Origin of the sequence: Haladaptatus salinisoli (genome assembly GCF_020614375.1) — an archaeon.
Classification (GTDB): domain Archaea; phylum Halobacteriota; class Halobacteria; order Halobacteriales; family Haladaptataceae; genus Haladaptatus; species Haladaptatus salinisoli.
The window spans coordinates 244,299-270,781 of sequence record NZ_CP085329.1 but is presented as its reverse complement, the minus strand read 5'-3'; the positions used below and the strand labels follow the sequence as shown (position 1 = coordinate 270,781).

At 53.6% G+C, this 26,483-nt stretch carries 18 protein-coding genes; 8 read left to right on the top strand and 10 right to left on the bottom strand.

The genetic code is table 11. From position 1 onward, the window contains the following. The first annotated feature begins 14 nt into the window (after positions 1-14). From LIX00_RS19200 to LIX00_RS19190, 3 genes are all read left to right on the top strand, one after another. A complete protein-coding gene (locus LIX00_RS19200; RefSeq protein ID WP_227356620.1) occupies positions 15-719 on the top strand; it encodes an SDR family oxidoreductase in 705 nt (234 codons plus the stop codon). Positions 720-911: 192 nt separating this feature from the next. Continuing rightward, positions 912-3,938 (top strand): glycoside hydrolase family 2 TIM barrel-domain containing protein, encoded by a 3,027-nt coding sequence (locus LIX00_RS19195; RefSeq protein WP_227356619.1) that lies wholly within the window; start codon positions 912-914, stop codon positions 3,936-3,938. A 46-nt stretch (positions 3,939-3,984) separates the two neighbouring features. Continuing rightward, complete coding sequence (locus LIX00_RS19190; RefSeq protein ID WP_227356618.1) at positions 3,985-5,616, top strand: beta-galactosidase small subunit-related protein; 1,632 nt, start codon at positions 3,985-3,987, stop codon at positions 5,614-5,616. Between the two features lie 538 nt (positions 5,617-6,154). Here the strand turns inward: LIX00_RS19190 and LIX00_RS19185 are convergent. The 5 genes from LIX00_RS19185 to LIX00_RS19165 all read right to left on the bottom strand — a co-directional run bounded on the left by LIX00_RS19185 (position 6,155) and on the right by LIX00_RS19165 (position 11,710). Continuing rightward, on the bottom strand, positions 6,155-7,195 hold the full coding sequence (locus tag LIX00_RS19185) for a Gfo/Idh/MocA family protein (protein ID WP_227356616.1): 1,041 nt from the start codon (positions 7,193-7,195) through the stop codon (positions 6,155-6,157). Further along, positions 7,192-8,340, bottom strand: coding sequence for an ABC transporter ATP-binding protein (locus LIX00_RS19180; RefSeq protein WP_227356615.1), 1,149 nt, complete (start codon positions 8,338-8,340; stop codon positions 7,192-7,194). The genes LIX00_RS19185 and LIX00_RS19180 overlap by 4 nt, the downstream gene beginning before the upstream one ends. Positions 8,341-8,418: 78 nt before the next feature. Next, positions 8,419-9,279 (bottom strand): carbohydrate ABC transporter permease, encoded by an 861-nt coding sequence (locus tag LIX00_RS19175; protein WP_227356614.1) that lies wholly within the window; start codon positions 9,277-9,279, stop codon positions 8,419-8,421. A 1-nt stretch (position 9,280) separates the two neighbouring features. Then, positions 9,281-10,231 (bottom strand): carbohydrate ABC transporter permease, encoded by a 951-nt coding sequence (locus tag LIX00_RS19170; RefSeq protein ID WP_227356613.1) that lies wholly within the window; start codon positions 10,229-10,231, stop codon positions 9,281-9,283. A 102-nt stretch (positions 10,232-10,333) separates the two neighbouring features. Further along, positions 10,334-11,710, bottom strand: a complete 1,377-nt coding sequence (locus LIX00_RS19165) for an extracellular solute-binding protein (protein WP_227356612.1) — start codon at positions 11,708-11,710, stop codon at positions 10,334-10,336. A 164-nt stretch (positions 11,711-11,874) separates the two neighbouring features. Here LIX00_RS19165 and LIX00_RS19160 point away from each other — a divergent pair, with 164 nt between their 5' ends. Beyond that, positions 11,875-12,966 (top strand): TrmB family transcriptional regulator, encoded by a 1,092-nt coding sequence (locus LIX00_RS19160; protein WP_227356611.1) that lies wholly within the window; start codon positions 11,875-11,877, stop codon positions 12,964-12,966. Positions 12,967-13,148: 182 nt separating this feature from the next. Then, complete coding sequence (locus tag LIX00_RS19155) at positions 13,149-14,345, top strand: glycoside hydrolase family 76 protein (protein WP_227356610.1); 1,197 nt, start codon at positions 13,149-13,151, stop codon at positions 14,343-14,345. A 114-nt stretch (positions 14,346-14,459) separates the two neighbouring features. Here LIX00_RS19155 and LIX00_RS19150 read toward each other — a convergent pair whose 3' ends face one another. From LIX00_RS19150 to mprF, 3 genes are all read right to left on the bottom strand, one after another. Beyond that, positions 14,460-15,728, bottom strand: a complete 1,269-nt coding sequence (locus LIX00_RS19150) for a CehA/McbA family metallohydrolase (RefSeq protein WP_227356609.1) — start codon at positions 15,726-15,728, stop codon at positions 14,460-14,462. 561 nt (positions 15,729-16,289) lie between these two features. Next, complete coding sequence (locus tag LIX00_RS26015) at positions 16,290-16,508, bottom strand: glycosyltransferase (RefSeq protein ID WP_438267108.1); 219 nt, start codon at positions 16,506-16,508, stop codon at positions 16,290-16,292. 355 nt (positions 16,509-16,863) lie between these two features. Further along, entirely contained in the window at positions 16,864-19,416 is a 2,553-nt protein-coding gene (gene mprF, locus LIX00_RS19140) for a bifunctional lysylphosphatidylglycerol flippase/synthetase MprF (protein WP_227356608.1), read from the bottom strand. 657 nt (positions 19,417-20,073) lie between these two features. Here mprF and LIX00_RS19135 point away from each other — a divergent pair. After that, a complete protein-coding gene (locus tag LIX00_RS19135) occupies positions 20,074-21,678 on the top strand; it encodes a Na+/H+ antiporter NhaC family protein (protein ID WP_227356607.1) in 1,605 nt (534 codons plus the stop codon). A 229-nt stretch (positions 21,679-21,907) separates the two neighbouring features. After that, entirely contained in the window at positions 21,908-23,182 is a 1,275-nt protein-coding gene (locus LIX00_RS19130; protein WP_227356606.1) for a DUF7504 family protein, read from the top strand. 357 nt (positions 23,183-23,539) lie between these two features. On the opposite strand, the gene LIX00_RS26365 is transcribed toward LIX00_RS19130, so the two are convergent. Beyond that, complete coding sequence (locus LIX00_RS26365; RefSeq protein ID WP_438267107.1) at positions 23,540-23,968, bottom strand: DUF7532 family protein; 429 nt, start codon at positions 23,966-23,968, stop codon at positions 23,540-23,542. Between LIX00_RS26365 and LIX00_RS19120 the strand changes: the two genes are divergently transcribed. After that, positions 23,928-25,037, top strand: coding sequence for an enolase-like domain-containing protein (locus tag LIX00_RS19120; protein WP_227356605.1), 1,110 nt, complete (start codon positions 23,928-23,930; stop codon positions 25,035-25,037). The two genes, LIX00_RS26365 and LIX00_RS19120, sit on opposite strands and share 41 nt — an antisense overlap. 370 nt (positions 25,038-25,407) lie before the next feature. Here LIX00_RS19120 and LIX00_RS19115 read toward each other — a convergent pair whose 3' ends face one another. Further along, on the bottom strand, positions 25,408-26,424 hold the full coding sequence (locus LIX00_RS19115) for a WD40/YVTN/BNR-like repeat-containing protein (RefSeq protein WP_227356604.1): 1,017 nt from the start codon (positions 26,422-26,424) through the stop codon (positions 25,408-25,410). Positions 26,425-26,483: the final 59 nt, after the last annotated feature.

Sequence of the window (26,483 nt, the reverse complement as noted above, 5' to 3'; positions counted from 1 at the left end):
AGGTTCACAGTTACATGCCTGAAAAGAAAGTTGCAGTAGTAACCGCTGCGGGAAGCGGTATCGGAGAAGCCTGTGCTCGGCGCCTAAACGAGGATGGATACGCGCCGGTTCTGTTATCACGGTCAGGGAGCGCCGTCGAAGTCGCGAAGGAACTCGGCGGAGACGGGTTCGAAGGGTCGGTGACGAATCCCGATGACTTGGCGGCGCTCGTCGAGACGACGTACGAACGCTACGGGCGTATCGACGCGGTGGTGAACAACACGGGGCACCCGGCGTCCGGCGACCTGCTCGAAATCTCGGACGAGGAGTGGCGCGAGGGGGTAGAGCTCGTGCTGTTGAATACGGTTCGGACGGCGCGACTCATCACGCCCATCATGGACGAACAGGGTGGCGGGGCGTTCGTGAACATCTCCACGTTCTCGGCGTTCGAGCCGTCGAGTGAGTTTCCGGTATCGTCGGTGCTTCGGGCGGGACTTGGAAGTTTCACCAAACTCTACGCCGACCAGTACGCAGCGAGCGGCATCCGGATGAACACGGTGCAGCCAGGATTCGTCGATAGTTACGAGATAGACGAGGAGACGAGAGCGCGAATCCCGATGGGACGACCGGCACAAACCGGGGAGATCGCGGACGCAGTGGCGTACCTGCTCTCCCCCGAGTCGAGTTACATCACCGGCCAGAACATCCGTGTCGATGGTGGTTTAACAGCGTCCATCTAGCCAGTACAGGCGCTTTTCTGTCCTATTTGTAGCCGTACCATCTAGCCATCCCATCTTCTCCACCGTGTATTATTTTCTCCCATCTGGTCAATCACAAATGAATCGGATATTAAATTACTACTATAGATATAATAATGTTTAACTCAGGCAATTGTGAGTTAACGATTGGCATAGGGCCACGGAACTCTACACATGAGTGAGACTAATCCGACCACTGACGATTCCACAGGACGCTCGACGCTCGACGTGACGCGTCGGACGTTCCTGACGACCGGTAGTATTGCACTCCTTCCCGGACTGAGCGACCGGGGGACGGCATCATCGACGACCTCGGAGATCGCGTCTATGACGCCCGGCGACGTTCCCCTTGACGAGTACATCGAGAACCCCGAGTTGGTCGAAGAGAACCAGGAGCCCGGGCACGTCCCCACGATTCCGTATCCCTCGGTTAAATCGGCGCTCAACCAGGACCGAGTGAACAAATCACCGCTCCAACGGTGGCGACAATCCCCGCATTTCAAGTCACTGAACGGTGACTGGAACTTCCACTGGGCGCTCAATCCAGCGAACGCGCCCAGCGAGTTCGACGGAGCGGACTTGTGGGACACCGTCACGGTTCCCCGAGTCTGGCAGGCCGACGGCTTCGGCCACGCGATGTACCGGAACATCACCCTCGACCTCTACCCGTACGACCCGCCGAACGTCCCCGACGACATCAACCCCGTCGGAACGTACCAACGGACGTTCACGGTGCCGGATAGCTGGGCGGAAGGCCGCCGGACGTTCCTCCGCTTCGACGGCGTGAAATCCGCGTACTTCGTGTGGATTAACGGCGAGTACGTCGGCTTCGACGAAGGGTCGATGACCGCCGCGGAGTTCGACGTAACTGACAACCTCAAGTCCGGCGAGAACGAAATCGGCGTACAGGTCTTCCGATGGTCCGACGGAAGCTACTTGGAGAATCAGGACATGTGGCACTTTGCGGGAATCTTCCGCGACGTCTCACTTTACTCGACGCCGAACGCTCACCTCCGCGATTACTTCCTCCAACCCGGTCTCGACAGTAACTACGAGAACGGGACGCTCCGCGTGGACGCCGAAGTCGCGAATTACGGCGACAACGCGGGAACGTACGAGCTTCGAACCCACCTCTTCGATCCCGACTATCACCGCGTGAAGACGACGTCGACCACCGTCGACGTACCGGCGGACGATAGCGCTGGCGTCTCCTTCTCGATCGACGTCGCATCGCCGATGAAATGGTCCGCAGAACACCCGAACCTGTACCGCATTGGGTTCGAACTCCGTCAGCCTAGATCGCGGTCGGCCATCGAAGCCCAGCTCGCGAAAGTCGGGTTCCGCGAGTACGAGATTCTCGACGGCCGGATCCACGTCAACGGCGAACCGGTCGACTTCAAGGGCGTCAATCACCACGAACACCATCCCAAACTCGGTCGCACCATGGCCGAGAACCTGCGGCGCGAGGAGTTTGAGCGTCTAAAGCAATTCAACGTCAACGCGCTCCGGAACTCGCATTATCCGCGCGGGCCCGAGTTCTACGAGTTCGCGGACGAACTCGGCTTTTACGTGTGTGACGAAGTCAACGCCGAGACCCACCAGAACCCCGAACTCGTCGACGAGTACCCGGCGTTCCACACGCAGTTCATGGATCGCTTCACGCGGATGATCCAGCAATGGAAGAACCAGGCCAGTATCTTCATGTGGAGTACGGGGAACGAAGCCGGCCTCGGCCCAGCGCACTTCGACATGGCCGAGTACGTCGATGGCGGCGATCCGGACGGCGATGGCGATACGGGCGCAGGCGTCGACCCGACCAGATTCTTGTACCATCAGGCGAACAACGGCGGCGTCGCCCCCTACGCGGACGTCATCGGCCCGCGATACGTCAGTCCGTCTGACTTCGTCGACATCGCCGAGGACGAAGACGAACAACGCCCGGCTGTCATGGGCGAGTACAATCATGCAATGGGTAACAGCCTCGGTCTCGTCGAGCGGTTCTGGGAGGTCATCGAGGAACACGACCAGTTGCAGGGTGGCTTCATATGGGATTGGGTGAACCAGCGGCTCGACGCGGAGTACACCGTCACGCCCGACGCCACCGAATACGGCAACGACGGCGTCTTCCACGGTAACCCGACGGTCGTCGACACGGACGCAGGTGACCCGGCAGTCGAGCTTTCGGGACTCGACGACTGGATCGAACTCTACCGGGATCCGAGCCTCGATATCACCGAACCGGGGCTAACGCTCGAGGTCGAGGTTCACCCCCGGCAGCCGTGGACTGGCTCGGACGCCTTCCTTACGAAGGGCGACTACCAGTACGCGTTGAAGATGAGCGACGAGTCGACGCTCCAGTTCTTCGTCTACGACCCTGAAGAGGAATGGATCACCGTCGAATCGACCGTCCCCGACGATTGGTACGGGAACTGGCATCACGTCGCTGGCGTTCACACCGGGAGTGAATTGCAGCTCTACGTGGACGGTACGCAGTTAGCCTCTACTCCACACGACGGCAGTATCGATCACAACCCACAACCGGTCAACGTCGGTCGGAACGCGGACAAACACCGGGCGAACTGGAACGGTTGGCTCTCGAACGCCCGGTATCGACGGGCGGCTATCCACGACCGCGGCCTCTCGGCCGCCGAACTCCGGTCGAACCGTTCCGCCCCCGGTGACGGTACCGTGCTCTGGCTCGACTTCGAGACGTTCGAAACCGACGGGACGTTCCGTTCGTACGGCGTCGACCCGTTCTGTTGTAACGGCCTCGTCGACGCGGATCGAGTCCCTCAGCCCGAACTCTGGCAATTGAAAAAAGCTCATCAGCCGGTTCGGTTGCGCGGGGCCGACCTTACCGCGGGCCTCGTAGAGGTCACGAATCGCTACAACTTCACGAACCTCTCCACACTCGACGCGCGCTGGGAGCTGCGCGAGGGCGGTGACGTTCTCCAACGGGGGTCGCTCGATGTCGCACTCGAACCGAACGACACGACCACGGTCGAAATTCCCTTCGACCGGCCGGAATTCGAACCCGGTGCGGACTACTGGCTCGTCGTCAGCTTCCACCTCGCCGAGGACACGTGGTACGCCGGTGCTGGCCACGAGGTCGCCTTCGAGCAGTTCGAAGTGCCGTTCGACGTTCCAGCTCCCGCACTTGAACAAGTCTCAGAGATGCCGACTATCTCGGTGAACGAATGACATCGCAGCCGACGATGAACGACACAGACAGCACACGGAGGAAGCCATGAGCGCAACAGACACGATTACGGTCAGTGGATCAGGATTCGAGTACACGTTCGACAAGGTGAAGGGGCGGCTCACGTCGATGAAACGCGACGAGGAGGAACTGCTCGCGAGCGGCCCCCGGTTGAATGTCTGGCGGACGCCGATCTCGAACGAGAACGTCAGCTGGGGGGCAGCCGAGGTCGAAGAGTGGCGTGATGCTGGACTCGACCGCCTCGAACAGACGGTCAATTCGGTTTCGGTCGAGTCGGTCGCCGACCAAGTGACGCGCATCCGGTTCGAGACGACGGTCTCCGCACCCGGCGAGGACGCGTCGTTCGCGACCGACTACCTCTATCACGTGCTCGGAACCGGCGACGTCCTGCTGGGAGTCCGTGCGACACCGAACGACGCCCTGAAGCAGGCGATTTCGAGCTGGATCGGTCGCGTGGGTGTTCAACTCGAGCTCCGGGATTCACTTCAACAGTTCAATTGGTACGGGCGTGGACCGCAGGAAACGTACCCCGATCGGAAGACCGGGACGAAAGTCGGCGTCCACGGTGGGACGGTTGCGGATCAGTACGTCCCCTACGTCCGTCCGCAGGACTACGGGAATAAGACGGACGTCCAGTGGGCGACCCTTACCGACGGGAGCGGTGGGCTCGCCGCGTTCGGACACCCGAGTCTGAACGTCAGCGCCCATCACATCTCTCCCGAGAATCTCGACCGCGCGTTGTTCGATTACCAAATCGAGGACGGGGACGCCGTGACGCTCAATCTCGACCACGCCGTCACTGGCGTGGGCGGAACGCCGATCCAGACGCTTCCCGAGTACCGAGTCGTTCCGGACGACTCGTTCTCGTTTGTGGTTGGTCTCCGTCCGCTAACTGATGAGGAGTCACCGATGGCGCTCTCGCGTCGCAATCTACCGTACGCGTTCGCAAGCGCGGATACGTTCGGCAACCTCACGGTCGACTTTGACGTAGACACCGGGCGGCTCGACGTGAGCGCGGTCGTTCGAAACACGGGCGGCGATCCGGCGGAAATCAACGCTCCGCTGAAAATCGACGGCGAGGTGGTCGCGACGGAGACGGTCTCGCTGCAACCCGGCACGAAAACCCGTGTCTCATTCGAGCGGAACATCGAAGTCGCCGGAATCTTCGAGGTGACCGTGGACGATCTCCCGCCGCGCTTGCTGACTATGCCACGGATTTCGCTCGCTGGCGAGTGGTTGTTCCATCGCAGTGACGATTTCTCGTGGAAAGCCCCGAGTCTCGACGACAGCGAGTGGGAGACGGTCACGCTGCCCGCTAACTGGGAAGACCACTCTGATTACACCGAGAATCCGGTCTACGGATGGTTCCGTAAGCACTTCACCGTGCCGGCGGAGTGGGAAGGGCACGCACTTAAAATTCCGGTCGGAAAGATCGATGACGCGGACGAGACGTTTCTCAACGGGGCGAAAATCGGGCAAACCGGGACGTTCCCGGAGAATGGTTACGAGACCGCTTGGTCGCAGGCCCGGCGCTACACGGTTCAGCCGGAGAACGTTAACTTCGGCGGCGAGAACGTGCTCGCGATTCGCGTCTACGACGGCGGCGGTGGGGGTGGCATCTACGGCGGCCCGCTCGGCCCGATAACTGCAGCGGACTGAGACCTGCCTCGAGAACGTGACAACGTACCACACATAATATTACTGTCTTTTGTCATCCACTGTCTCGAGGAGTGGAAGTAGTCGATTATACCATTGTAATAGAGGTGGATCACGAATGCGACCCACCTCCGTTTCGCTGAAAATGACGCACTCCACCGTAGCCAACCTAACTCGTACCACCATGGTTCACCGGCAGTGCAGTGTGAATCTCGTGTGGTGGTGCCGCCGAGTGGGGGTTCGGAGAACCCCCCGTGATTACAACGCTTTAATCACCGACCTCCGTTTTTCATCTCCGCGTTGGCTTCGTGGGCTCGCAGCTACCAGGCTAAGTCGAGATGTGCGCGATCGTGGTAAACGGTAGGGGCGTCAGCACCAAGCTGTAATGCAAACCTCGACAGTGGTTAGGCCTCTCTCACTGTGAAGATCGTTCGCGGGAAGTCGATCGCGATGCGAATACGGTTACCTGATCGGAAGTGTTCGCTAAGGAATTACTAACTGACCGCTTAATTTCGAACGATCGATAACTTATATGCTGATATTATTGTACTCGAGACGTTCGATCTGCATCGAGGTATGGAGCCACATCTACAACAGAGTTAGTTCTATGAGCCTCGTACGCAGCTTCAGTTAGCGCTACAACAATTCGACCAAATGATCCCGGTACCGTTGGCGGGTGCTCACCACGGACTGCTTCGATGAAATCCCGCAATTTTTTCGTGAGCAGCGTTTGGAAGTCAACTTTACCGTCGATCATTATTTCATCCGGCGATTCTCCGCGTTTGGTAACCGTCAATACGTCCTGTCCGTAGGTCAGGCGTCCTTTCGTGCCCCATATGTTTAATCCCTCATAGGTATTCGGGTCTTGGACACCATCCGCGGTGACGGTAACGCTAGCCGTTACCGGGCGTCCGTTACGCTCGAGTTGGAGCGCAAGCGAACTGTTTATATCGACACGGTGTTCTTGATAGTCCATCACAGCGGAGACAGAAACGGGTGTCGTTCCCGTCGTCCAGAGGAGAGTATCGAGAAGATGGGAACCGGAGTCGTACAGTTGACCACCCCCAGAGAGGGCAGGGTCGGTTCGCCATGCGTTAGGGAATTTCCGGATCCAGTTTTGCCCCATATAGCAGGAAACCGTATGGACTTCGCCAAGTTGTCCGCTATCGATCAGCTCTTTGATCTTAGAATAGGCCGGATGATAATGCCGTTGATAGCCCACAACAAGCACCCTGTTGCGTCGCTGTGCAGCAGTGACAAGAGTATGTGCCTCGTCGATATCCGTCACCAAAGGCTTTTCAAGAAAGACATGGAGGTCATTCTCCAAGCAAGCCATCGCCTGTTCGTAGTGAAGCGTGTGTGGGGTGACGATATTGACCGCATCTAGTTGCGAAGCGTGCTCTCTAAGCATCATCTCATAGCTGTCATAAGACGGTGCGTTGAATCGCGCCTCGAACTGGTCACGGCATTGGGGGGAAATATCCGCGCCGGCGATAATTTCAACTCCGTCCATCGAACGGTAGGTGTCTAATTCGTACATGCAGAGCTGTCCAAGCCCGATCGCAGCGAGCTTAACCGTCATGCAGTTTCACCCTCCAAGTTGGTGATCGTCGGGAGTTGTGTACTGTGGCGCTTGCAGTTGAGAAGCGCTTCTCCGGTTTCGGTCGCGAATATATGGACGCTTTCTTCCGGGAATTTGAGTGATACTTTTGCGCCCTCCTTGGCCTCGTATTCCCCCGAAACTGCCGCCGTCACTTCTTGTCCTCCGACAGTGAGATGAAGGAAGTTTTGATCACCCATCGGTTCAACCACTTGAATGGTACCGACGAAGGCGTTGAGATCGTCCGTTTCTATGATTTCGATATCCTCCGGGCGAATACCGAGTGTGACACGGCGATGATCCCCAACTGCTTCACGCATGCGATCAGAAAGGGCGTAATTAACTTCGTTTCCGATTAACTCGTCCCCGCTCACCTCGAGAGGGAACAAATTCATCGATGGTTCACCGATGAAGTTAGCTACGAACAGGTTCTCCGGTTCGTAGTAGCATTCCAGTGGAGTTCCTACCTGCTGTAGCTGACCGCCATCCAGAACGGCGATGCGGTCTCCCATCGTCATCGCTTCGGTCTGATCGTGAGTGACGTACACCGTTGTTATCCCGAGTTCTGACTGCAATTGTTGTATTTCAGTGCGCATCGTCGTACGGAGTTTGGCATCTAAATTCGATAGTGGTTCGTCCATCAAGAATACTTCAGGCTCGCGGACGATCGCGCGCCCGAGTGCTACTCGCTGCTGTTGTCCTCCTGAGAGTTCCTTCGGTTTATCGTCCAACAGATCCTCAATGTCGAGCATATTGGCGGTTTCTTGTACCCGTTTGTTTCGTTCCTCTTTTGAGAGCTTTGTCGTCATCTTTAATCCGAATCCGATATTTTGTTCTGCGGTCATATTGGGGTACAACGCATAGTTTTGGAACACCATCGCAATGTTGCGCTCTTCGGGAGTTTGATCGGTGACGTTTTCCCCGTCGAAATAGATCTGGCCTTTTGTCACTGATTCAAGCCCCGCCATACATCGGAGTGTGGTCGATTTGCCACACCCCGACGGGCCAACTAAGACGAGGAATTCTCCATCGGCGAGGTTGATATTCAGATCATCCACCGCAAGGATCCCATCATCGCTAGCATCTCGATACTTCTTCGTCAGGTGATCGATTTCTATCGTCGACATGTTTTCAGTTATCGTATGGTCCGGTTTTGCGATCGGTTTTCGAGTTTTTGCATCGCGCAAGAGTGATCGATTTGGGATTCATCCTTTGACTGCTCCCTCCACGAGGCCCTTGACGAAGTAGCGCTGTAAGCCGAGGAACATGATGAGAAGCGGCAACATTGCGATAACACTTGCTGCAGAAATAACTCTCCAGTCTGTCGAGTACTGACCTTGGAAGGAAAAGAGGCCGATAGAGACTGTATAGAGCTCCGACTCTCCGAGAACGGTAAATGCCATCACGAACTCCGCCCACGAAAAGACGAAGTTGAAGATGGCCACCACCGCGATACCGGGGCCCATCGATGGAAGGAGGATGTAAATCAGCGTTTGTAGCCTGTTGCAACCATCGACACGAGCAGCCTCATCGAGCCCGGATGGAATCGTATCGAAGTAGCTCTTCAAAAGCCATATCGAAAACGGCACTTGCAGACCGATGTACAACAGTATGAGTCCCACGTGTTTATTGAGTAGGTTCAACTCCGCCATCATATTGTAGAGCGGAATTACGATGACAACCGGTGAGATCATCTGGAACAGGAGAATCGCAAAGAGGGCGTGCTTTTTCCCCCTGAAATCGAATCGGGAAAATGCGTACGCTGCCGGCACTGCGATAAGGATGATACCGATCACCTCCAACACGGCAATTTTCAGCGAGTTAAAGATCCATGTCACCATCGCCGAGTCTTCTAGCACCTGCTGATACGGCTCGAACGTGATTTGCTGCGGAATCACTTGCACCGGGTAGGTAAGCACTTCACCGGGAAGGCGAACGCTCATCGAAATAACCCAGAAAACCGGGAACAGGAAGAAAATCATCCCGACAGCGAACACGATATAGGTGATCGTAGTGTAAGTCGATAATTCGTCAGCAGCCGAGCGTATTCGAGTTTCTGTGCTCATTTCAGAACTCCTCCTCGTCGATGAACAATCGCATATAGATGATCGTCATCACGACGTTTACCAGCAGCATCATAACTGCTACTGCAGCAGCCTGCCCCAGATTGAATCGATTGAAGCCTTCGAAATACATGAAGAGGGCGAGCACCTCGGTTGCGTGTCCGGGACCACCGCCCGTGAGGCTCATTATCATGTCAAAGGTGTTGAGCGTATAGATGGTGATGAGGACGAGATTGATGAACACAACCGGCTTTATTTGCGGCAGGGTAACGTACCGGAAGCGCTGTAGCGCTCTTGCCCCATCCACTCTGGCCGCGTCGTACAAATGTTGGGGCACTTGTTGGAGACCAGCGTATAGCATGATCATCGAAAATGCCGTCCCTCGCCACGTATTGGCAGCAATCGTCGAGAGGAGTGCCATTTGTGGATCTGAGAGGAATGAGACGACATGAAACCCGGATTGGACGAGAAAGTAATTCACGATCCCGTAATTCGTCTCGATGAGCATGATCTTCCAGAGGATACCGATTACGATACCCGGGATGACCCATGCAGAAAGCACCGCAACGCGAGTCGATACGCTTCCGTACAGATGCTTTTTAACGCCATAGTCAATCGCGAGGGCGAGTATCATTCCCAAAATAATCTGGAGAATGACGCTAATGGCAACGAAAATGACCGTCACCTTCGCCATCGTCCAAAACGACGGTGACGAAATCACCTGCTGAAAGGCCTCTAACCCGACGTATTGGTAATTATCTGGGTTCATGAGGCTCATATTCGTAAAGCTCATCCGAATCGCCTCGAGAAGCGGGTAGAGGCGGAAGGTCAGCAAGAACAATATCGCCGGGAGAATCCACGTAATTGGCGTATTTTGGATTGGCTCCAAACGTCCCATAATTGCTGATAATACATCGTGAGCACGTTCCGGGAGCCGTTTCGTCTGCACAGACATGAATCAGACCACTCTCCCTGGAGCGTTTGTACGGCCATTATCGGGTGATCGCCGCCATAAACCCAAATATTCTTTCAACATTGTTATGGTTATTGCTCCCTCTTAGCTGTTATATTGCGAATTGACGTTCCGGATCATCGTGTTCACCGCCTTTTCGGGAGATGCCTGTCCGGTGATGACTTTCCCGGCGGCAGTCTGCCATTCCGAAGAGATGGTGAGATAGATCGGATAACCAGGCCGAGCGCGGCCATTTTCGAGCAGTTTTTTATACACTTGCATATACGGATCTTCCGAGAAGAACTTGGTTCCCTCGTACACCGACTTTCGAGTCGGTAAATTACCCGCCGCTTTACAGTACGTTGCCATATTTTCCTTCTTGGCGTACAACCCAGCGAAGTCAGCAGCGGCTTTTCGTTCTTGTTCATTCGAAGTGAACACGCCCTCCGTCCATCCACCCGTTCCCGTGGAGGCCATATCCGCTCTCATCTGCGGGATTTTTGCAACCTTCCAGTTTTCCCAAGTCTTCTTATCCGTCTTCTGTTTCATCACTGCTATTTGCCAATTCCCCCCGAGGAACATCGCAGTTTCATCGTTCAATGCCGCTTGCCGGAGGAGCGCATAGTCGTTAATATTAGCGATGCGCTTCGGGGTTACTCCTGAGTCGATAGTTCGCTTGAAGAATTTAAAAACGTTGAGGAGTGCTTTTTTGTTTTTGCCATCTCCTAAAACAGGTTTTCCTTGGTCATTTACGAGGTCACCTCCTTGCGCCCAAAACATGGCTAAGTTATCGAAGGTGGTTGCCTCCCATTTTCCTCCGTTGTACATGTACCCGTTCATACCTTCCTTTTCTTTGATGGTTTTGCCTACGTTGATGAGTTCGTCCCACGTCTCTGGCGGCTTTCCATCATTGTACTTGTCTATCAGGTCTTGCCGATAGTACAACGCTCGGCAATCGGTGTTTTTCCAGACGGCTTTCCACTCTCCGCCTCGTACTACCACGTCTTTCACGAAGGGATACCAGTCGTCAGGATCTTCAATCGCGTCGGTCACCGGCTGGAGATCTTTGTAGAAGTTCGGCACCCAAAAGGAATCCACCTGTGACATTGACGGTGCGCCTCCTCTTGCGACTACTTGGAGCAATTTTGTTTTCATTTGCTCAAGATTCGTCTGGTACTCGATCTGCATGCCAGCATCCGAGTGATTCTTCGCCCACGTACGGAAGAATTTTTCAACGACTTTTGCTACTTTTTTGTTTTCTGTAGCAGTATGAGACTGATCGGGAAGCATCCAGTAGGTAAGTGACGTTTTAGCGTCACCCGATCCAATCTGATCTTTCGCCACTAACTTTCCGGATGACTTATCGGATTCACCGCCGAGACAACCGGCGAGACCGCCTAGAAGGGCACTCATCCCCGTGGCCGTACCTAGTTTTAATGCGCTTCGTCGTGTGAAATCATCGCTTGTGGCTTGTTTGCGCATGGCGTGAAGCTAGTTTCCAAATCTACATTATACTATATTAGTTTTTCCCCGGACTAATAACTCACCTAGTGAATTGATTCATTAGCCACTCTAAGAGTTAACCAGTTCCATCTTCACTGTAGTAGTAACCGATTTATTCACCGAATTGTTATTCCACGACACCAATGCAGCAGACGACACCCCTGCAGGCGCTACAGAATGCAGGTTTTACGCAGTATGAAGCGGAAGTTTATGTCGAAATTTTAAAACGTGGATCAGCCTCCGCTATCGAACTCGCTAACGCGAGCAACGTGCCAAAATCCCGCGTCTACGATGTCCTCAGGGGACTTGAATCCGACGGTCACATCGAGATTTACAAGCAAGATAACTTGCGGGCACGGGTTTTAGACCCTGATGCAGTCATTACAGATCTTCGCCAACGAGCCGAGTCATTTGCAGACACGGCTGATGAACTCGATGATCTGTGGGATGCACCCGAACTTACCGAGAACAATTTGACCGTGGTCAAACGACTTGAGACGGTAATTGAACGCGCTCAGCACTACATTCGGACCGCGGAAAATGAGGTGAGGTTAGCCGTCTTGCCCAAACAGTACCACGAACTCCGTCCCGTGCTCCACGAAGCTTATGATCGGGACATTTTTATTAAGCTCTCTCTTTCCCCGTCGAGAGATGGTTCTCTTCCCTCTGAACGTGAACTCGACTTCGAGAATACTACGTCAGAAGTGTGCTTTCGTGAGTTCCTTGCTCCGTTCGTTATCATCGTAGATCACTCGAAAGTTTGTTTTGCTCCACAACGCGGTGATGGAACTGAATTTGGTATCATCGCAGATAACAGATCGCTTACGTACGTTTTCCATTGGTACTACCAGACGACACTATGGGATTCCTTCGAAACGGTCTATTCCGTCCATGATACTTCGCCTCCGATCACGTATGTGAACATTCGGCAATGCGTTGCGGATATCGCACCACTGTTCCACGAAGGGGCGACTATTCAACTCTCCGCACAAGGATTTGATAGGATATCGGGCGAAAAGAGACGGATAGCTGGACAGATCACCGATGTAATTTTCTCTGGTCCTATTACTGACAACGCTTATCCGTCACTAAGCGAGGTTTCGGGCCAGGTTTCGATATTTGTTGATGATGGCGAGAACACTTACAGTATCGGTGGATGGCTTCCGCAAGTCGAGGATATTGAACTACAGCGGTTGACCATCGAATCGATCGAATTCTCTGAAGAAGCAGAATAGTTGTGGGACCGTTACCGTAATTCGCTCCGCAGATTCAGGCGGATGAAACCCCATAAGAATCCCAAAGATGGACATTATACTATATTAAGTGATTCCTGAGAAAATATTATATAGAAAGGGTTTTAACCATCAACTCGTCCACCATGGGAAAGAATCGATTTCTATCTTCACGAAGAGAGTTCATGAGGCAGAGCGTGACCGGAACGAGCGTTGCGACCTCTTTTGCATTACCACTGGTCGCCGGTAACGTCCGGGCGAGGGATTCAGCCGCAAAATCAGGCCATTCAAAGTCTGTAAGTCGATTAGAGAACGTTAACCGTGCGATAACCGCATACGATGCCCTTCAGCAGTACTTTTACGAGGAAGATTCCAAACTCTATTTAGAGGAGTATCCGAACCGAACCGATAATCCGTATAGCTACGTTTGGCCGTTCTCGCAAGCGATGGCGGGTACCATTGATTTATTTGGGATTCGGAATGGGAAAATCGGCGGGGACTACGCCGATGATGTGCAAGATCGTCTTGACGCATTAGAACTCTATTGGAACCCGAACAAAGATCCGAAAGGATATGATTCGTACGTCCGACCGCCCTACGGAGGTGGCGGGGACATCTTTTATGACGATAACGAGTGGATCGGTCTCGAGCTCATTCAGTTGTACCGAATGACGGATGACCGACGATTTCTGAAACGAGCGCGTCAAATTTTCGACTTAGTAGTCCACGGATGGGACGACGATCACTCGCATCCCAAGCCTGGCGGCGTATTCTGGACGCAGGCCGACTGGAGTGATGACCGTAACACCGTCTCGAACGCACCCGGAGCGGAACTTGGGTTGCATCTCTATCAATTATCGGATGATGACGAGCGGAAACAGTATTACTTGAGTTGGTCTAAGCGTATGTATAATTGGGTTAATGAACATCTACAGGCTCCGAATGGTCTGTATTGGGATCACGTCAATATGGACGGCACGATTACGAAGTGGATTTTCACTTATAACCAGGGAACGATGATCGGCGTAAACGTTCTTCTGTACGAAGTTACTAAAGATGAATATCATCTTGCTGAAGCCGAAAGGATTGCTGATCGAGCACTGGAATACTTCGGGAGAGAAAACCGTCTTTTTGAAGAAGACATGGCATTTAGCGCGATCTTTTTCAAGAATCTGCTTCTGCTACGGAACGTCAAAAACAATCCGAAATACCTCAAGGCCATGCAGAAATATGCTGATCAAATTTGGCAAACTGCTCGTGATCCAGCGACAAATCTGATTAAGCGGGGCGATGCTACGACCCATTTACTTCAACAATCTGCTTTCGTGCAGATTAACGCATCACTCGCCTGGGTCAGACCGGATTACGTCGACCTAGCATAAACTGTATTTTCGCTTTTTGTTTACTGTTGCCCCTTGTGGGTTTGGATGTGATCGTTGTGTAGTTGCGTGTAACCTGCTGAAGGCGACGGCTCGCAGGTGGGCGCCTGCCCCAGCTCAGCAGGGCGACTCGATGAAGATTGGGTTCGTGAGTGCTACCATATCTCCGCTTTGTTTACGGATCTCGACTCGTACGAAGTCGGTGGCTTTCGCGTTTGTGCTGTAGGTCGCTTTCTGTTGTTTGCTCTCTATCGGCACTATCTTCATAATGCTTTCTTGTGTGTGGAACGTCACTTCGGCGCCAGCGGCTCCGGTCACTTCAAGCGTTATTTCGACCGGCGTTTCCTGAGGTGTTTCAAGGGTCTCGCCAATCGAAGCCTCGCCGACCTTAGAATCGGCTGACAGTGTGACCGTTACATCGTCCGATTCGGCAATGTAGGCGTGGCCATCGGCAAGTGCAGTTATGATCCCGTCAGGCCCAAGTCGGTCTGCCCGCACGACCGTTTGTGGGAGGCCAACTACGTCGCCCGGATCGTGTGCATCGCTCGCACCGACAGCAGGGAGTGCTTGACCTTCACGAAGCATTCGATCCCAGGTTTGAACAGCAGCTTCGTCTTCCCAGGACCATGGTCCATTCCACACCTCGATTGCGTCCATGAGTTCATAGGTGAACCGCCAGTCACAGCCCTTGTACGGGCAGAATGGATGGTTAGCGACCGTGATGCCGCCGACATCGTGGACACTCTCGACGAATCGATCGAGGACGTCATCTTTCGGCTGATAGCGCCAATCGATCCATTGTCCGGGCTCCAAGCCGATAGCGTTGTAATGGCCCGCACGTGTCGTGACTTCCTCGCCATCGATAACGAGTGGTCGCTGGTCTGGACGGGTGTATTTTCCCCAAACCAGACTCGCAGTCGTCGTGCTGTGCTCGGTGGAAACAATGAAATCAAGCCCGCTGTCCCTCGCACCTTCGATGACGTCTTCTGGTGTATAATCGCCATCAGAATGAACGGTGTGAAGGTGAAGATCGCCTCGATACCATCCGGCGGTGTTGGTGAGTGGGTCGTTCGACGCAGGGGTTGGCTCGAACGTCGGCCCTGGTTCACCTTCCTTAAAGGTTATTTCAAGTGTATAGTCAATGCCTCCCGCACCAACGCGGTAGGGGCCGAGAATTACGTTCCAAGTGCCAGCATCAATTTCTCCGGGATAGTAGCCAGGTGTTGCCCCCGAGCGAGAGAGCATGAATTCGGTGCGCTCGCCGCCCGACCATCCGCGGAACCCGTCCGCATTGCCAAGGTCAAATCCACTCGGATCGAAGATACCGATGTCAAGCAAGTTCCTCTGGGACTTGTTATAATCGTAACTGACGTGAAGTTCGGTCACGCTCTCGGACACGTCGAATGGGACGTACACCCAATTTGGAGTATCAGGTTCGATGTGTCCTTTAATCCGCTTCTTGTGCTCGTTAGGTTTTGACGCAGTGACATCTTCGACGCTTACTGTTGCTAGGCTTAGTGCCCCAAGCCCACCCAGTGTCTGTAACATAGTTCGGCGTGTGTGCGAATTCTCACCAGGCATGTCTACTCTAAGTTTTTTATCCCCTTTAGTAATAATACTTTATAATATCTAAACATAGCAAACAAGTGTGGCGCTAAATACTGCTTTGGTACTACTGTGGTGCTGATAGGTGCGAGCCGCTGCATAGAGAGCGTTTATCCGATAGCGATGACTTGTGAGCGTAATCGGGTTGTCGTGATCAGGCGGATCACGCTCGTCTTGTGGCTTCCCACTTGAGAGTTTCGCGACGAATTTCATGGCTCGGTGCACGTGTTGCGATTCGTATTGAGCGCGTGTTCATCGATGGTGTTCCGAATTTGTGAAGACAAGCGTTCAACCCACAATCCAATTGACAAATGAAAACACCCGTCGAAATCTCGGATGTGGTCAGAGTGCGGTAGTCGCAAGCGCAGGAAGCCCAAAGCCCATCCATTCGAGGTAGACGATGCCGAAGACTTCGTACGTCGGTGGCACGGCAAGAAGATGGTGTCGACGGAGGCAGTCAACTAACTCCGCATCGGACAGTCGACCGGTCAGCGTCACCGTCTTCCCGAGACCCAACCGTTCAATTTGCAGAGTGGACGATCGAGACGATTGGGCAGTCACAATTAAGTCGTCGATTCAGTACGAGCAGTGACGGATGACAGAGTTCTACGAGTACATACGCTCGAAGCCAGCCTCTTCGCGGAATGCCATTGCTCGATCCATCAACTCGTGGCCGAAGCCTTGCCCGTGGAGTTCAGGTGCGAGGATGACCCAGTGACGGCGCGCCCTCCACATCGTCGGAGTGTCTCCCGTCGATCACGAGCGCTCCCATACTCTTCCGCTCGCCGGAGTTGTTGGGGATCACTCATCACCAACCAGAGCTGGCTGTCTGCGTTGTCGTATCGGCCGAGAACCTCTGCGAGTTCGCCAGCGACGTCACATGCGAATTCGTACCTACCGCCGAACGACTTTTCGTTCACCTGGTGATGATCCGTCGTACGCCGCCAGAGATCAGCGTAATCACGTGTACGAGCACAAGTGGAAACGTGAGACCGCCAGGACAGGCCAAGTACCTGGGCTCCCACTCTGGATCGAACTTTGCTTTATATGTGCGCAGCCCCCGATAGTTGTAGAAGTGTTCTCCATGTTGATACACTTGCGCACCGATCCGATCCCAAGCGGTCGTCGGCTGCCGGTTCGTGAACCCAGACAAGGGGGCCATTCCAAGGCTAAACCAGTCGTATCCGTTCTCAGATCCCCATAGCATGAGTTTCACGAAGAGGTAGTCCATAGTACGTCTAGGCGCATCGGAACCGTACCGCATGAGGTCAACCGACAATTCGTGTTTTCCGCCTCCTTCGAGGACATTCGCAAACGCAACGATATCACCGTTGCGTCGTATGATCGCAATCGGGAAGTTCTGCAAGTATCTCTCATCAAAGTAACCGAGCGAAAACCCAATCTCCCTGCCTCCTTTTATTTCCAACCACTCATCAGAAACGGCCCGTAGTCTGGGAAGGATGTTAGGAACGCTCTCACGTGGAATAATTTCGAACGTACAATCTTCCCCTTCGACCTTTCTGATCGTGCGCCTGAATTCCTTTCGTCGTTTTCCCTCAAGCGAAAACGGCAGTGGCACGCGGCCCTCTTCACCGAGCCTGAAAAACGACAATCCGAGATCCACCATGATTGGCAAATCATCATCACCGACCTGATAGAATACGGGCCGTCCCCCATTACGCGAAGCGAGTTCATGGAAGCGCCAGGCCAACTCTAAACGTTCCTCTTCTGGACCAACTGGTGGTCCCAGTGCAATCCAACTCCGCCCTTCGATGGCGTACATGATGAAAGCCGTCCCGTCGTCGTTGAACAGTAGCGATTTATCACCAAGAAGTGACAGATACGCATCAACTCGATGGGACTTCTCGGCGATCGAACGTGCACGTTCCAATTCCGTTTCGGTGGGTGGCAGTGGGTCGGGCATCGATGGGCTCAGAAGCCGCACTAGGGCGACAGCGAGGAGAACTACAGCCGTCCCGACAGATGCTCGCAGGAACCGTGGAGCATTGCCATCGAGCGAGAACTGCCACCAGAGTTGTTCTGAATACTCGAGATGCTGGAAGGCGAACAGCCCCAGCCAAACAGAGGTTCCGAAAACAATGAGGATCGTCGCGATCCAGCCGGTCGTAAACCACTCGCGCGTCAGTGATGCCCGGCGGTAAAAGAATCGGCGGGATGGGACGACGATCGCGAGCACCGCCGTGAGAACGAGCGCCTCTTCGACGTCGAACCCCTTTAATATTGACAGAACGATGCCGAGGAGGAGCATGGCGACAGTGAGGAGATACGCTGCGTCAAGCCGTAACTGGAGGCCGCGAGCGAGCACCAACAGTCCAACCCCGACGAGACTGGCGAGAAAGTGCGACAACTCAATGACCGAAAGCGGGAGGACGCGATTGAGCCAAACGAGCCGTGAGGAGTCGGCGGGAATAGCCCCAGTAATTAGAAGAGTTGCCCCTGCCAGTAGCGTGAGTACGGCGAGGACGGTTGGAACGAGTGGTGCAGCCCAGCGTTGTATCGTTTGTGCGGTAGTTCCCTCTTCCTCACGGTGTACAAGCGTTGTGCGGACGACGAGGACGGTCGCAGCCGCGAATAGAGGAAGCAGATAGTAGACGATGCGGTAAACGATGAGTGCTGCTGCGATCCCAGTCGTCGGAAGCATTCCGGAGAGGAGTACCAGGAACACACCCTCGAAGACACCCAACCCGCCAGGAATCTGGCTAGTAATCCCTGCCCACTGTGCGACGAAAAAGACGCCAAGGAATCCGATATATCCTATCTGGTTGCCAGTCGGCAAAAGGACATAGAGTACCACGCCAGCAACTGCCCAATCGAATATTCCCAAAGAGATCTGCGCGAATGAGAGTCGTAGCTCAGGTGTATCAATCGACCAGCCTCGAATCTCGATCGGCTTCCGTCGTAGGACACCCCAGAGGACGTACGCGACGACGCCGACAATAAGAATGACGCCGACGATCCTAACGGATACCGTGGGAATTCCGAGTGCCAAACTGAGAAGGGCAGGTTCGGCCACGAAGGCGAGACCGGAATCAACGACGAGGCCGAGCCAAATCGATAGTGTGCAGAAGCCAACGATTCGCGTCACGTCATCCGCTGTAACGCCCATCCCTGAGTAAAATCGGTATCTGACGGACCAACCGGTGAGCACCGAAACGCCGACGTTATTGCCGATTGCGTGCCCAACGAACGAGGACAAGGCGGTACGTCGGTACGGATCCGAGCGGTTGACGTATCGAAAGCCGAGCCAATCGTATCCCGTCATCAGTACGTACCCCAGTGCAGTCAACCCGGCGGCGAGAGCGATAGCCCATGGGGAGTACGCGTTGAGTTCTCCGATGATTTCGTGAATACTGAATTCATGCAGTTCTCGGTGGATAGCAAAGAGCGCGAGTGCGAAAACGACGCTTCCGAAAAGCGGCGTCAACTGCTTCAAGGTTAGTCGCTTCATACGAACCACGTCGGACTCGGTCTCAATTCTATCACAGCGGACTCGATCTCAGTTCTGTCGTTATTAATTGGCTCGTCTGTCTTTGGCATGAGTGGAGGCGGAGTGGAGAGTTAGGGCTTTACATCCACGGTTTTGCGTCCAATCTTAATATTCCACCGTATTATTTAGTTAACCATCATTGATCATCAGGATAGATACAAATTTTTCAAGTCTCTAGCCAAAATGGTTTAGGAACGTGACTCAAACTGTTTAGTGGGAGTGCTGATCGGCTCGGCTTCGACCAGCACACTGGTCGATATCATATCCCAGGACACCGACCCGTAACGCACTCTCAAGAGAGGTGGCGAACTGATAACTCTCCACTCCTCTCTTTGTGACGTGTCACGCTTACTATTTAGTGATAACTCTCGGCAGCGAGTTCGATTCGATTACGCGGTACCGACCACAGACACGGTGATAAGGACCACTTCACCCCCTCCCGCTGGTTAGTCGCCGATATACGCCAATACAACAACCATACGTACAAGAAATCGTTCGGTGTCAGTTCCGAAAGTGGTCGGAGAACACGATTATCCGCCCGAGATATACTTGACCAGATTTTTTGAAAAATAAACATCTACAGGAAATATTTTATGGCGTTGCTTGTAATCGGATAGCATGGCAGCAGACTTTGGAATCTTATCACTGGTACCGCCGCTGCTGGCAATCGCGCTGGCAATCGTCACACGTCGGGCGTTGCTGTCGTTGTTTATTGGTGTTTGGGTCGGAGGCATCATTTACTCCGGAAGCATCGGTATCGCACAGACGTTTACGTGGATTGTGAACTCAATCGGCAAGAGTACATTCAACGCGAAAATCCTCGTCTTCACACTTCTACTGGGTGCTGGGATTGCGCTCATCTGGCGGTTAGGTGGCGCGTTTGCGATCACCCGATTCGCTACCAGTCGGATCGACTCTCACCGCAAGGTTGGAACTGCGACGTGGCTGCTCGGAATCATCTGGAACTTCGACGATTACGCCAATAATGCAATCGTCGGGAGTTCGATGAAAGACCTTGCTGACGACATGAAGATGTCCCGTGAGAAGCTAGCGTATATTCTTGACTCGACTGCCGCGCCTGTGGCGACAATGGGAATCTCGAGTTGGGTTGCATTCGAGATTGGGCTGATTGCGAAACAGTATAAGGAACTCGGCATCACTGGGGAAACCCCCTCTGCCGCCGCGACGTTCCTCCATAGTATCCCCTACAATATGTATTCGCTGCTCGCAGTGGCGATGGTTGGAATCATCGTTCTATCGCAACGGGATTTTGGCGAAATGCTCGAGGCTGAAAATCGTGCCCAACGGACGGGAAACGTTATTCGTGAGGATGCTCGTCCACTGCAGAACATCAAGGAGGAGTTAGGTGAACCAGTACTTGATGACGCACCGCTTCGGATGTTTATTGCACCCGTGTCCGCGCTTGTCGTCGTTGTTGTCGGCGGGGCCGTGATGATGGGTTATGCCCCAGGACGAACAGCGGTAGAAATGGTCAATAATACAAATATCGCTACGGCACTCGTCTGGGGGTCGTTTGCGATGGTCGCGACAGCCATTGTACTCGCACTTATCGAGGACGCCATGACGCTTGGTGAGTCAATGGATACCGTAATCGATGGATTCGGCACGATGCTCACGGCCATTAGTATCCTCGTGCTGGCGTGGTCGATCGGCTCCGTTGCGTCTGCACTGGGCACCGGCTCGTACGTCACTTCATATGCGACGGGCGTCGTCTCGCCAACAGTACTTCCAATCGTTATTTTCCTCACCTCCGCGTTCATTTCCTTCGCCATCGGGACGTCTTGGGGAACGATGTCGATCATGACCCCGATCGTGATACCGTTGGCGTGGAACATCGGGGGTAGTTCACCGCAGTTCGTCTCACTCGCTATCGGTGCGATGTTCAGCGGTGCGATTTTCGGCGACAACTGTTCACCCATCTCCGATACGACCGTCCTCGCCTCAACGTTCGCAGGGTCAGATCACATCGATCATGTCCGTACCCAAATGTACTACGCTGTCACTGTCCTACTGGCAACAGCAGTCATGTATCTGCTGTATGGCCTCACAAACCTCAGCCCGCTCGTGCTGCTGCCCGGCGGCGTTTTGACACTGATCGTACTGGTGTACGTGTTTTCTGAGTGGGATGCAAAGCGCAAGAACCTCGCGGCAAAACCAACCTCGGGTCAGATGTCGAAAGCGAAGGCGAGCAGCGACGACTGATACCACGAAAACTTTCGGTTGTTTCACCGGATTCCAGGCGTACACGGCTAGTAGGGGGTTATCTCTCAACAACAGCAAGCCGAGTGTGCCAACGCGTAGTCTCCGCTATAGAGCGAGTACCCCCTGTAAGCGTGAAATCCACCATCCACTCGAACAGACTCCGGTAGGGGGTCCTCAGCGAGCGACTCCCACCGATAAGTTTTCAATTGACCAACGCGATAGAACCTCCATGACCCTAATCGACGAGCAGCACACGATTCGCGAAATCTTCCAGCCAAAACATTGCCAACATTTCAGTCCGACTGAAGATACCACCGATACCATCAGTATTCGGCTTTGTGAAGCCATGGGAACTGTTTTGGATACCGATCCCCGCACGCTTGATCCGCTCTACAACGTGATCAACCCCGAAGCTCTCAGCGAAATATTCACTCTTGATTCCGCTCACCGCTTTTCAACGGAAGTCATCTTCTCGTGGCATGATCACGTGATCCGAATTCAACAACCGGGTGACATCTACATCACCAACGAACCGCTCGTCCCAGAGCTCGACGCAGATCTTCCGTTGGCTACAGAATTCGCTGCCGCTCCGTTCGGCTCAACGGATGCAATCACATATGAGTATGCACCAACCGATGATCTCGGAACAGAGGTCGTTCTCGCAGTTACTCACGCTATCGGGATCGATTCTCAAGAGGTGACGGAACGACTCGCTGACCGGATCAATCCGGATGCGCTCAACGAGCTCTTTCAGCCATTGGCCGACGGCACACCACGGATCAATGGCTATGTTTCGTTCGGATTTGAGGGGTACTTCGTTACAGTATCAGGAAACGGCGTGATTACAATCCGTTCTGAACTTTCACAACTCAAGGAGAAGGGTGGGAACATTTTGATCGTTGGAGATGTTCCTAGTGAGATTTTCGACGCTGAACGGGCTTATCTCATGAAAGACTCCGATTCGACCCGCCACGATATACTTGCTTTACTCGATCGCTCTCCGACTGCGCTACAACGCCAAACAACACCAGCCCAGCCACTATCGGGCAACGTCGAAATCTTTGATTATCAAACAGCAGTACGATCAACGACTGCGGCAACAGGCAATCCACAAGAAAAAGCCCAGATCACTCCAATCAGTGGAACTCTGACCGATCTTCGAAATGCACTCGTTCAGTCGATAGCAATACAGGAAGAGTACATAAAGGATGATCGGTCGGTTGATGTTCAGCTCTACGTCGATACGCTTCAGCCGGTGATGAAAGCAGCATCGACAGACATTGGGACGTTTTTAGCCCCTATCTGTCGTGCTATCCGCGGTATTGAGGGACTCGGCTATTACACGCTTCCACAGGAGCGGGACTCGCTCTCGGTAAATGAAATCGAATCAGCGTTCGACGCAGTGATCGAGCTTCGTGTGAGTGAAAGCGGTCCTGAGCAACGGTGGGTCCTCCCAAAAACGAGATATACGACAGAGTGGTTCGCAATAATCGAGAGTAGGTAGCGAAACGAAAAGTACTCTATTCACCTGATTAGTCGCTGTTGTCTTCCTGTGCTTCGAGCGTGATTGCTATCGGACGGAGTAATTCGTCCTGGAATTCCTCTCTTAGTTCGTTATTCTCACGCTCCGCGATGGCCACCCCTCATCTCGTCAATACTTACAGTATCTTCGCATCGTAAATCCCGCTGTGAAGGCTACCGAAGTCAAGGCCACGGTACAGAGGTTATTGAGCATGTGAGAAAACTGGCTCGTAAGTGGGGTTACGACCATCTCACTCTCGGATCGCATCGACCGGCGAACGCTCATCGCGAGTGTAGGTGAAGCGATCGAAAGCGCACCCGAAACTCCAACTACAGTTTCTTATTGAGCGTGAACCCACCGGCGGACATCATCGTCGATTAGTTGCCAGATCGGCCGATCGAAGCGATCGATTGGGAGGTCTCGAAACAACCGCCTAGTTAAGAACGGGCCCCGCTCACGAGCAAACCGTACTCGATCGTTGATTGATGAGCCAAGTATCAGCTCGATCCTATCATCGGTTAAAATTCGTCCTCCCTCGACAGCGACGCCCCACGTATCGAATCGGAGGTATCCCCGAATTTCACCGGCGTGCGTATAGGGATCGATGTATTGGATCTGATATTCTGGAAACTCGCTCGCGGTGTGCGCTCGATCCGTGTCGGAATTTACATGACATCTGTATGTATTGGCCCAATCGTATTCGTACTCTGAGGGCGAGTTTCTATCTATGGGGTTGTATGACCGGATCAGGGATTTAGAATTCACCATCGAGAGTTACGATCTCCACTACAAAGAGCAAAATAGCACCGGCGATTTTGCCCGTGCAAGTGTCATACTCGATGTACAGGACGAAAAACCATCCTCCTCCGCTTTCACTCGCCCCTGTACCCAAATTTCCCTTTCCGGAAACGAATATAGAGGATGGGGAGAAGACGTGACATATGACGAAGTAGATCATCGTGCACTCATTGAGTCAACAACTTCGCTCCCTCTCGCAGGTGAGTATACGATAGACTCGTTTTCGGCTACACTCGATGGATTAGATCTCTTTCCTGATCGACCCCCCGAGCGAAAAGCCTCTCGAACCTATCGTCGGTGGGCATTCGAGAGTGCCGCCCTCGATCTCGCGCTCAAACAGGCTGAATTGAATCTCGCTACTGTCTTCAACCGTGATTACAACCCTGTTCGATTCGTCGTGAGCAACCGGCTAGGTGACCCCCCGACATTCGACCGGATAGCGACCTGGCTCGAATTAAATCCCGATCTGGAATTCAAACTCGATGCAACTTCTGATTGGTCGCGTGCTTTAATTGAGGAGCTTGCAGCGACCGACGCAGTCCGAATCCTGGATTTCAAAGGCCAGTATCGAGGTACAATGGTCGACCAACCAGCGGATCCAACGCTCTATCGTCACCTCGTTAATCAGTTTCCAGATGCACTCATCGAAGATCCGGTGTTGACCGATGAGACGCAGTCATTATTCGACGGGATTGACCATCGAATTACTTGGGATGCGCCGATAACGGACATCAGTAGCATTAAAGAACTACCCTTCGAACCCGACTGGCTCAATATCAAGCCGTCGCGCTTTGGGACGCTCAAACGCCTTTTTGAGACGATTGAGTATTGTCTCAACCACGATGTCAAAATGTATGGGGGAGGACAAACCGAGCTCGGCGTTGGACGCCAACACATTCATGCGATAGCATCGTTGTTCTACCCTTCCTCACCGAATGATATAGCGCCACGAGCGTACAACTATCCAGAACCGACGGCTGGTCTCCCAACGAGTCCGCTTTCACCTCCGTCGGATCCTTCCGGTCTTGAATGGCGCTGACCATGTAGTGTGCTAATGAACCGTAAGAGAGGCTCTACTTGAGGATTCGTCAGTCGTAGGGTATTTCCAGACGGGAAAACGCAAGCGGTGCTGACCCAGCATCGTGCATCGAGGCGAACCATCGTAGAATCTTCGCGTTGGAGAAGCCGTCCGGTGCATCTACATTGAATCGGTCAGTAAGACTATCGTTCTGTAACTGGGTCCAGTCGACGAGCGCCAGTTCAGAGAGCAACCTCTGTCTCCCACTCTACCTCATCCCTCGCGAAAATCGGTTCCTCGGATGAACAGAAGAGTACATCCTCCGACTCCGAGAAATCCCGACAGAGCTGCTGTAAAGAATGAATCCATCGTCACCCACGTGGTACTGAAGTTACTCGATGACAGTGCATGCCCGAGGATGCTGCTCTGTAAATTCGTCAGGCCATTTTACCGCAATCTCTTCCCACGAATTGCCGTAATCATCTGTTCTGAAAAGACCCTGATTAGCGATCGCGGTAAATCGACCGGACACCTGCTCGCTCGCGACCACCGTCGGAGGAGTAAGACCAACTTCATCTGGCATCCCCAACATACACTTTTCCCATGAACCGTCCGTCCTACGGCGGTAGACTGCCGATGAGAGCGCATCGAAATCATCGATGTGCTTCGGGGTTGTTGACGCGGACGCGATCACCCAGTCAGGATCTTTAACATCCACCGCAACGCTCGTTAAATACTGCTTTTCCATCCCTTCGTTCGGATAGTTCCACGTCTCACCGTGATCGTGGCTTTCAGCATAGCCCTTCCCAGGTCGCTCAGCCCCGTCTCCGGTTGCGGCATACAACCGACCAGGTGCCGCTGAATGCATCCGGAGTTGATGGACGTCTCGTGGTGCCTCTGGCACTCGATCGATCCACGTCTCTCCACCATCCGTGGTCTGCACCAGTGCGCCTTGTTCGATACAAATAGACGCTCGATCTGAGTCAGTTGGATCTGGTTCGATCCATCGAACGTTGTGCGTTTCTGGTCGTGGTGGGTAGCTCCATTCTGCGGCTGATGGCAACTCCGAGATACCAGACTTTTCCGTCCATGTTTCACCATCGTCATCGGACCGATAGATACTGCTTGGCTCTGTTCCTACCCAGATACGACCATCTCGATCTATTGCAAGTGCGGTAATGCGACTCGAATCGATCTCTCCGCCGACTGCTTCCCAAGACGCTCCACCGTCTGTGCTCCGAAAGAGACCATCGTCGAGCGTACCCACATAGACCGTGAGAGGGTCCTTAGGTTTAGAGACGATGCACAGCGGTAACGTATCTTCAAGATGGCGCTCAATTTGCCATCGTCCGTTCCGTTCAGAGATCTTAATCGCACAGCTTTCCATCGTCGCGAAATACGTCGTCATGAGCGGTACTCAGTTCACAGCATACTGGGATGGGAACAACGGCGAACATGTTTCACCCA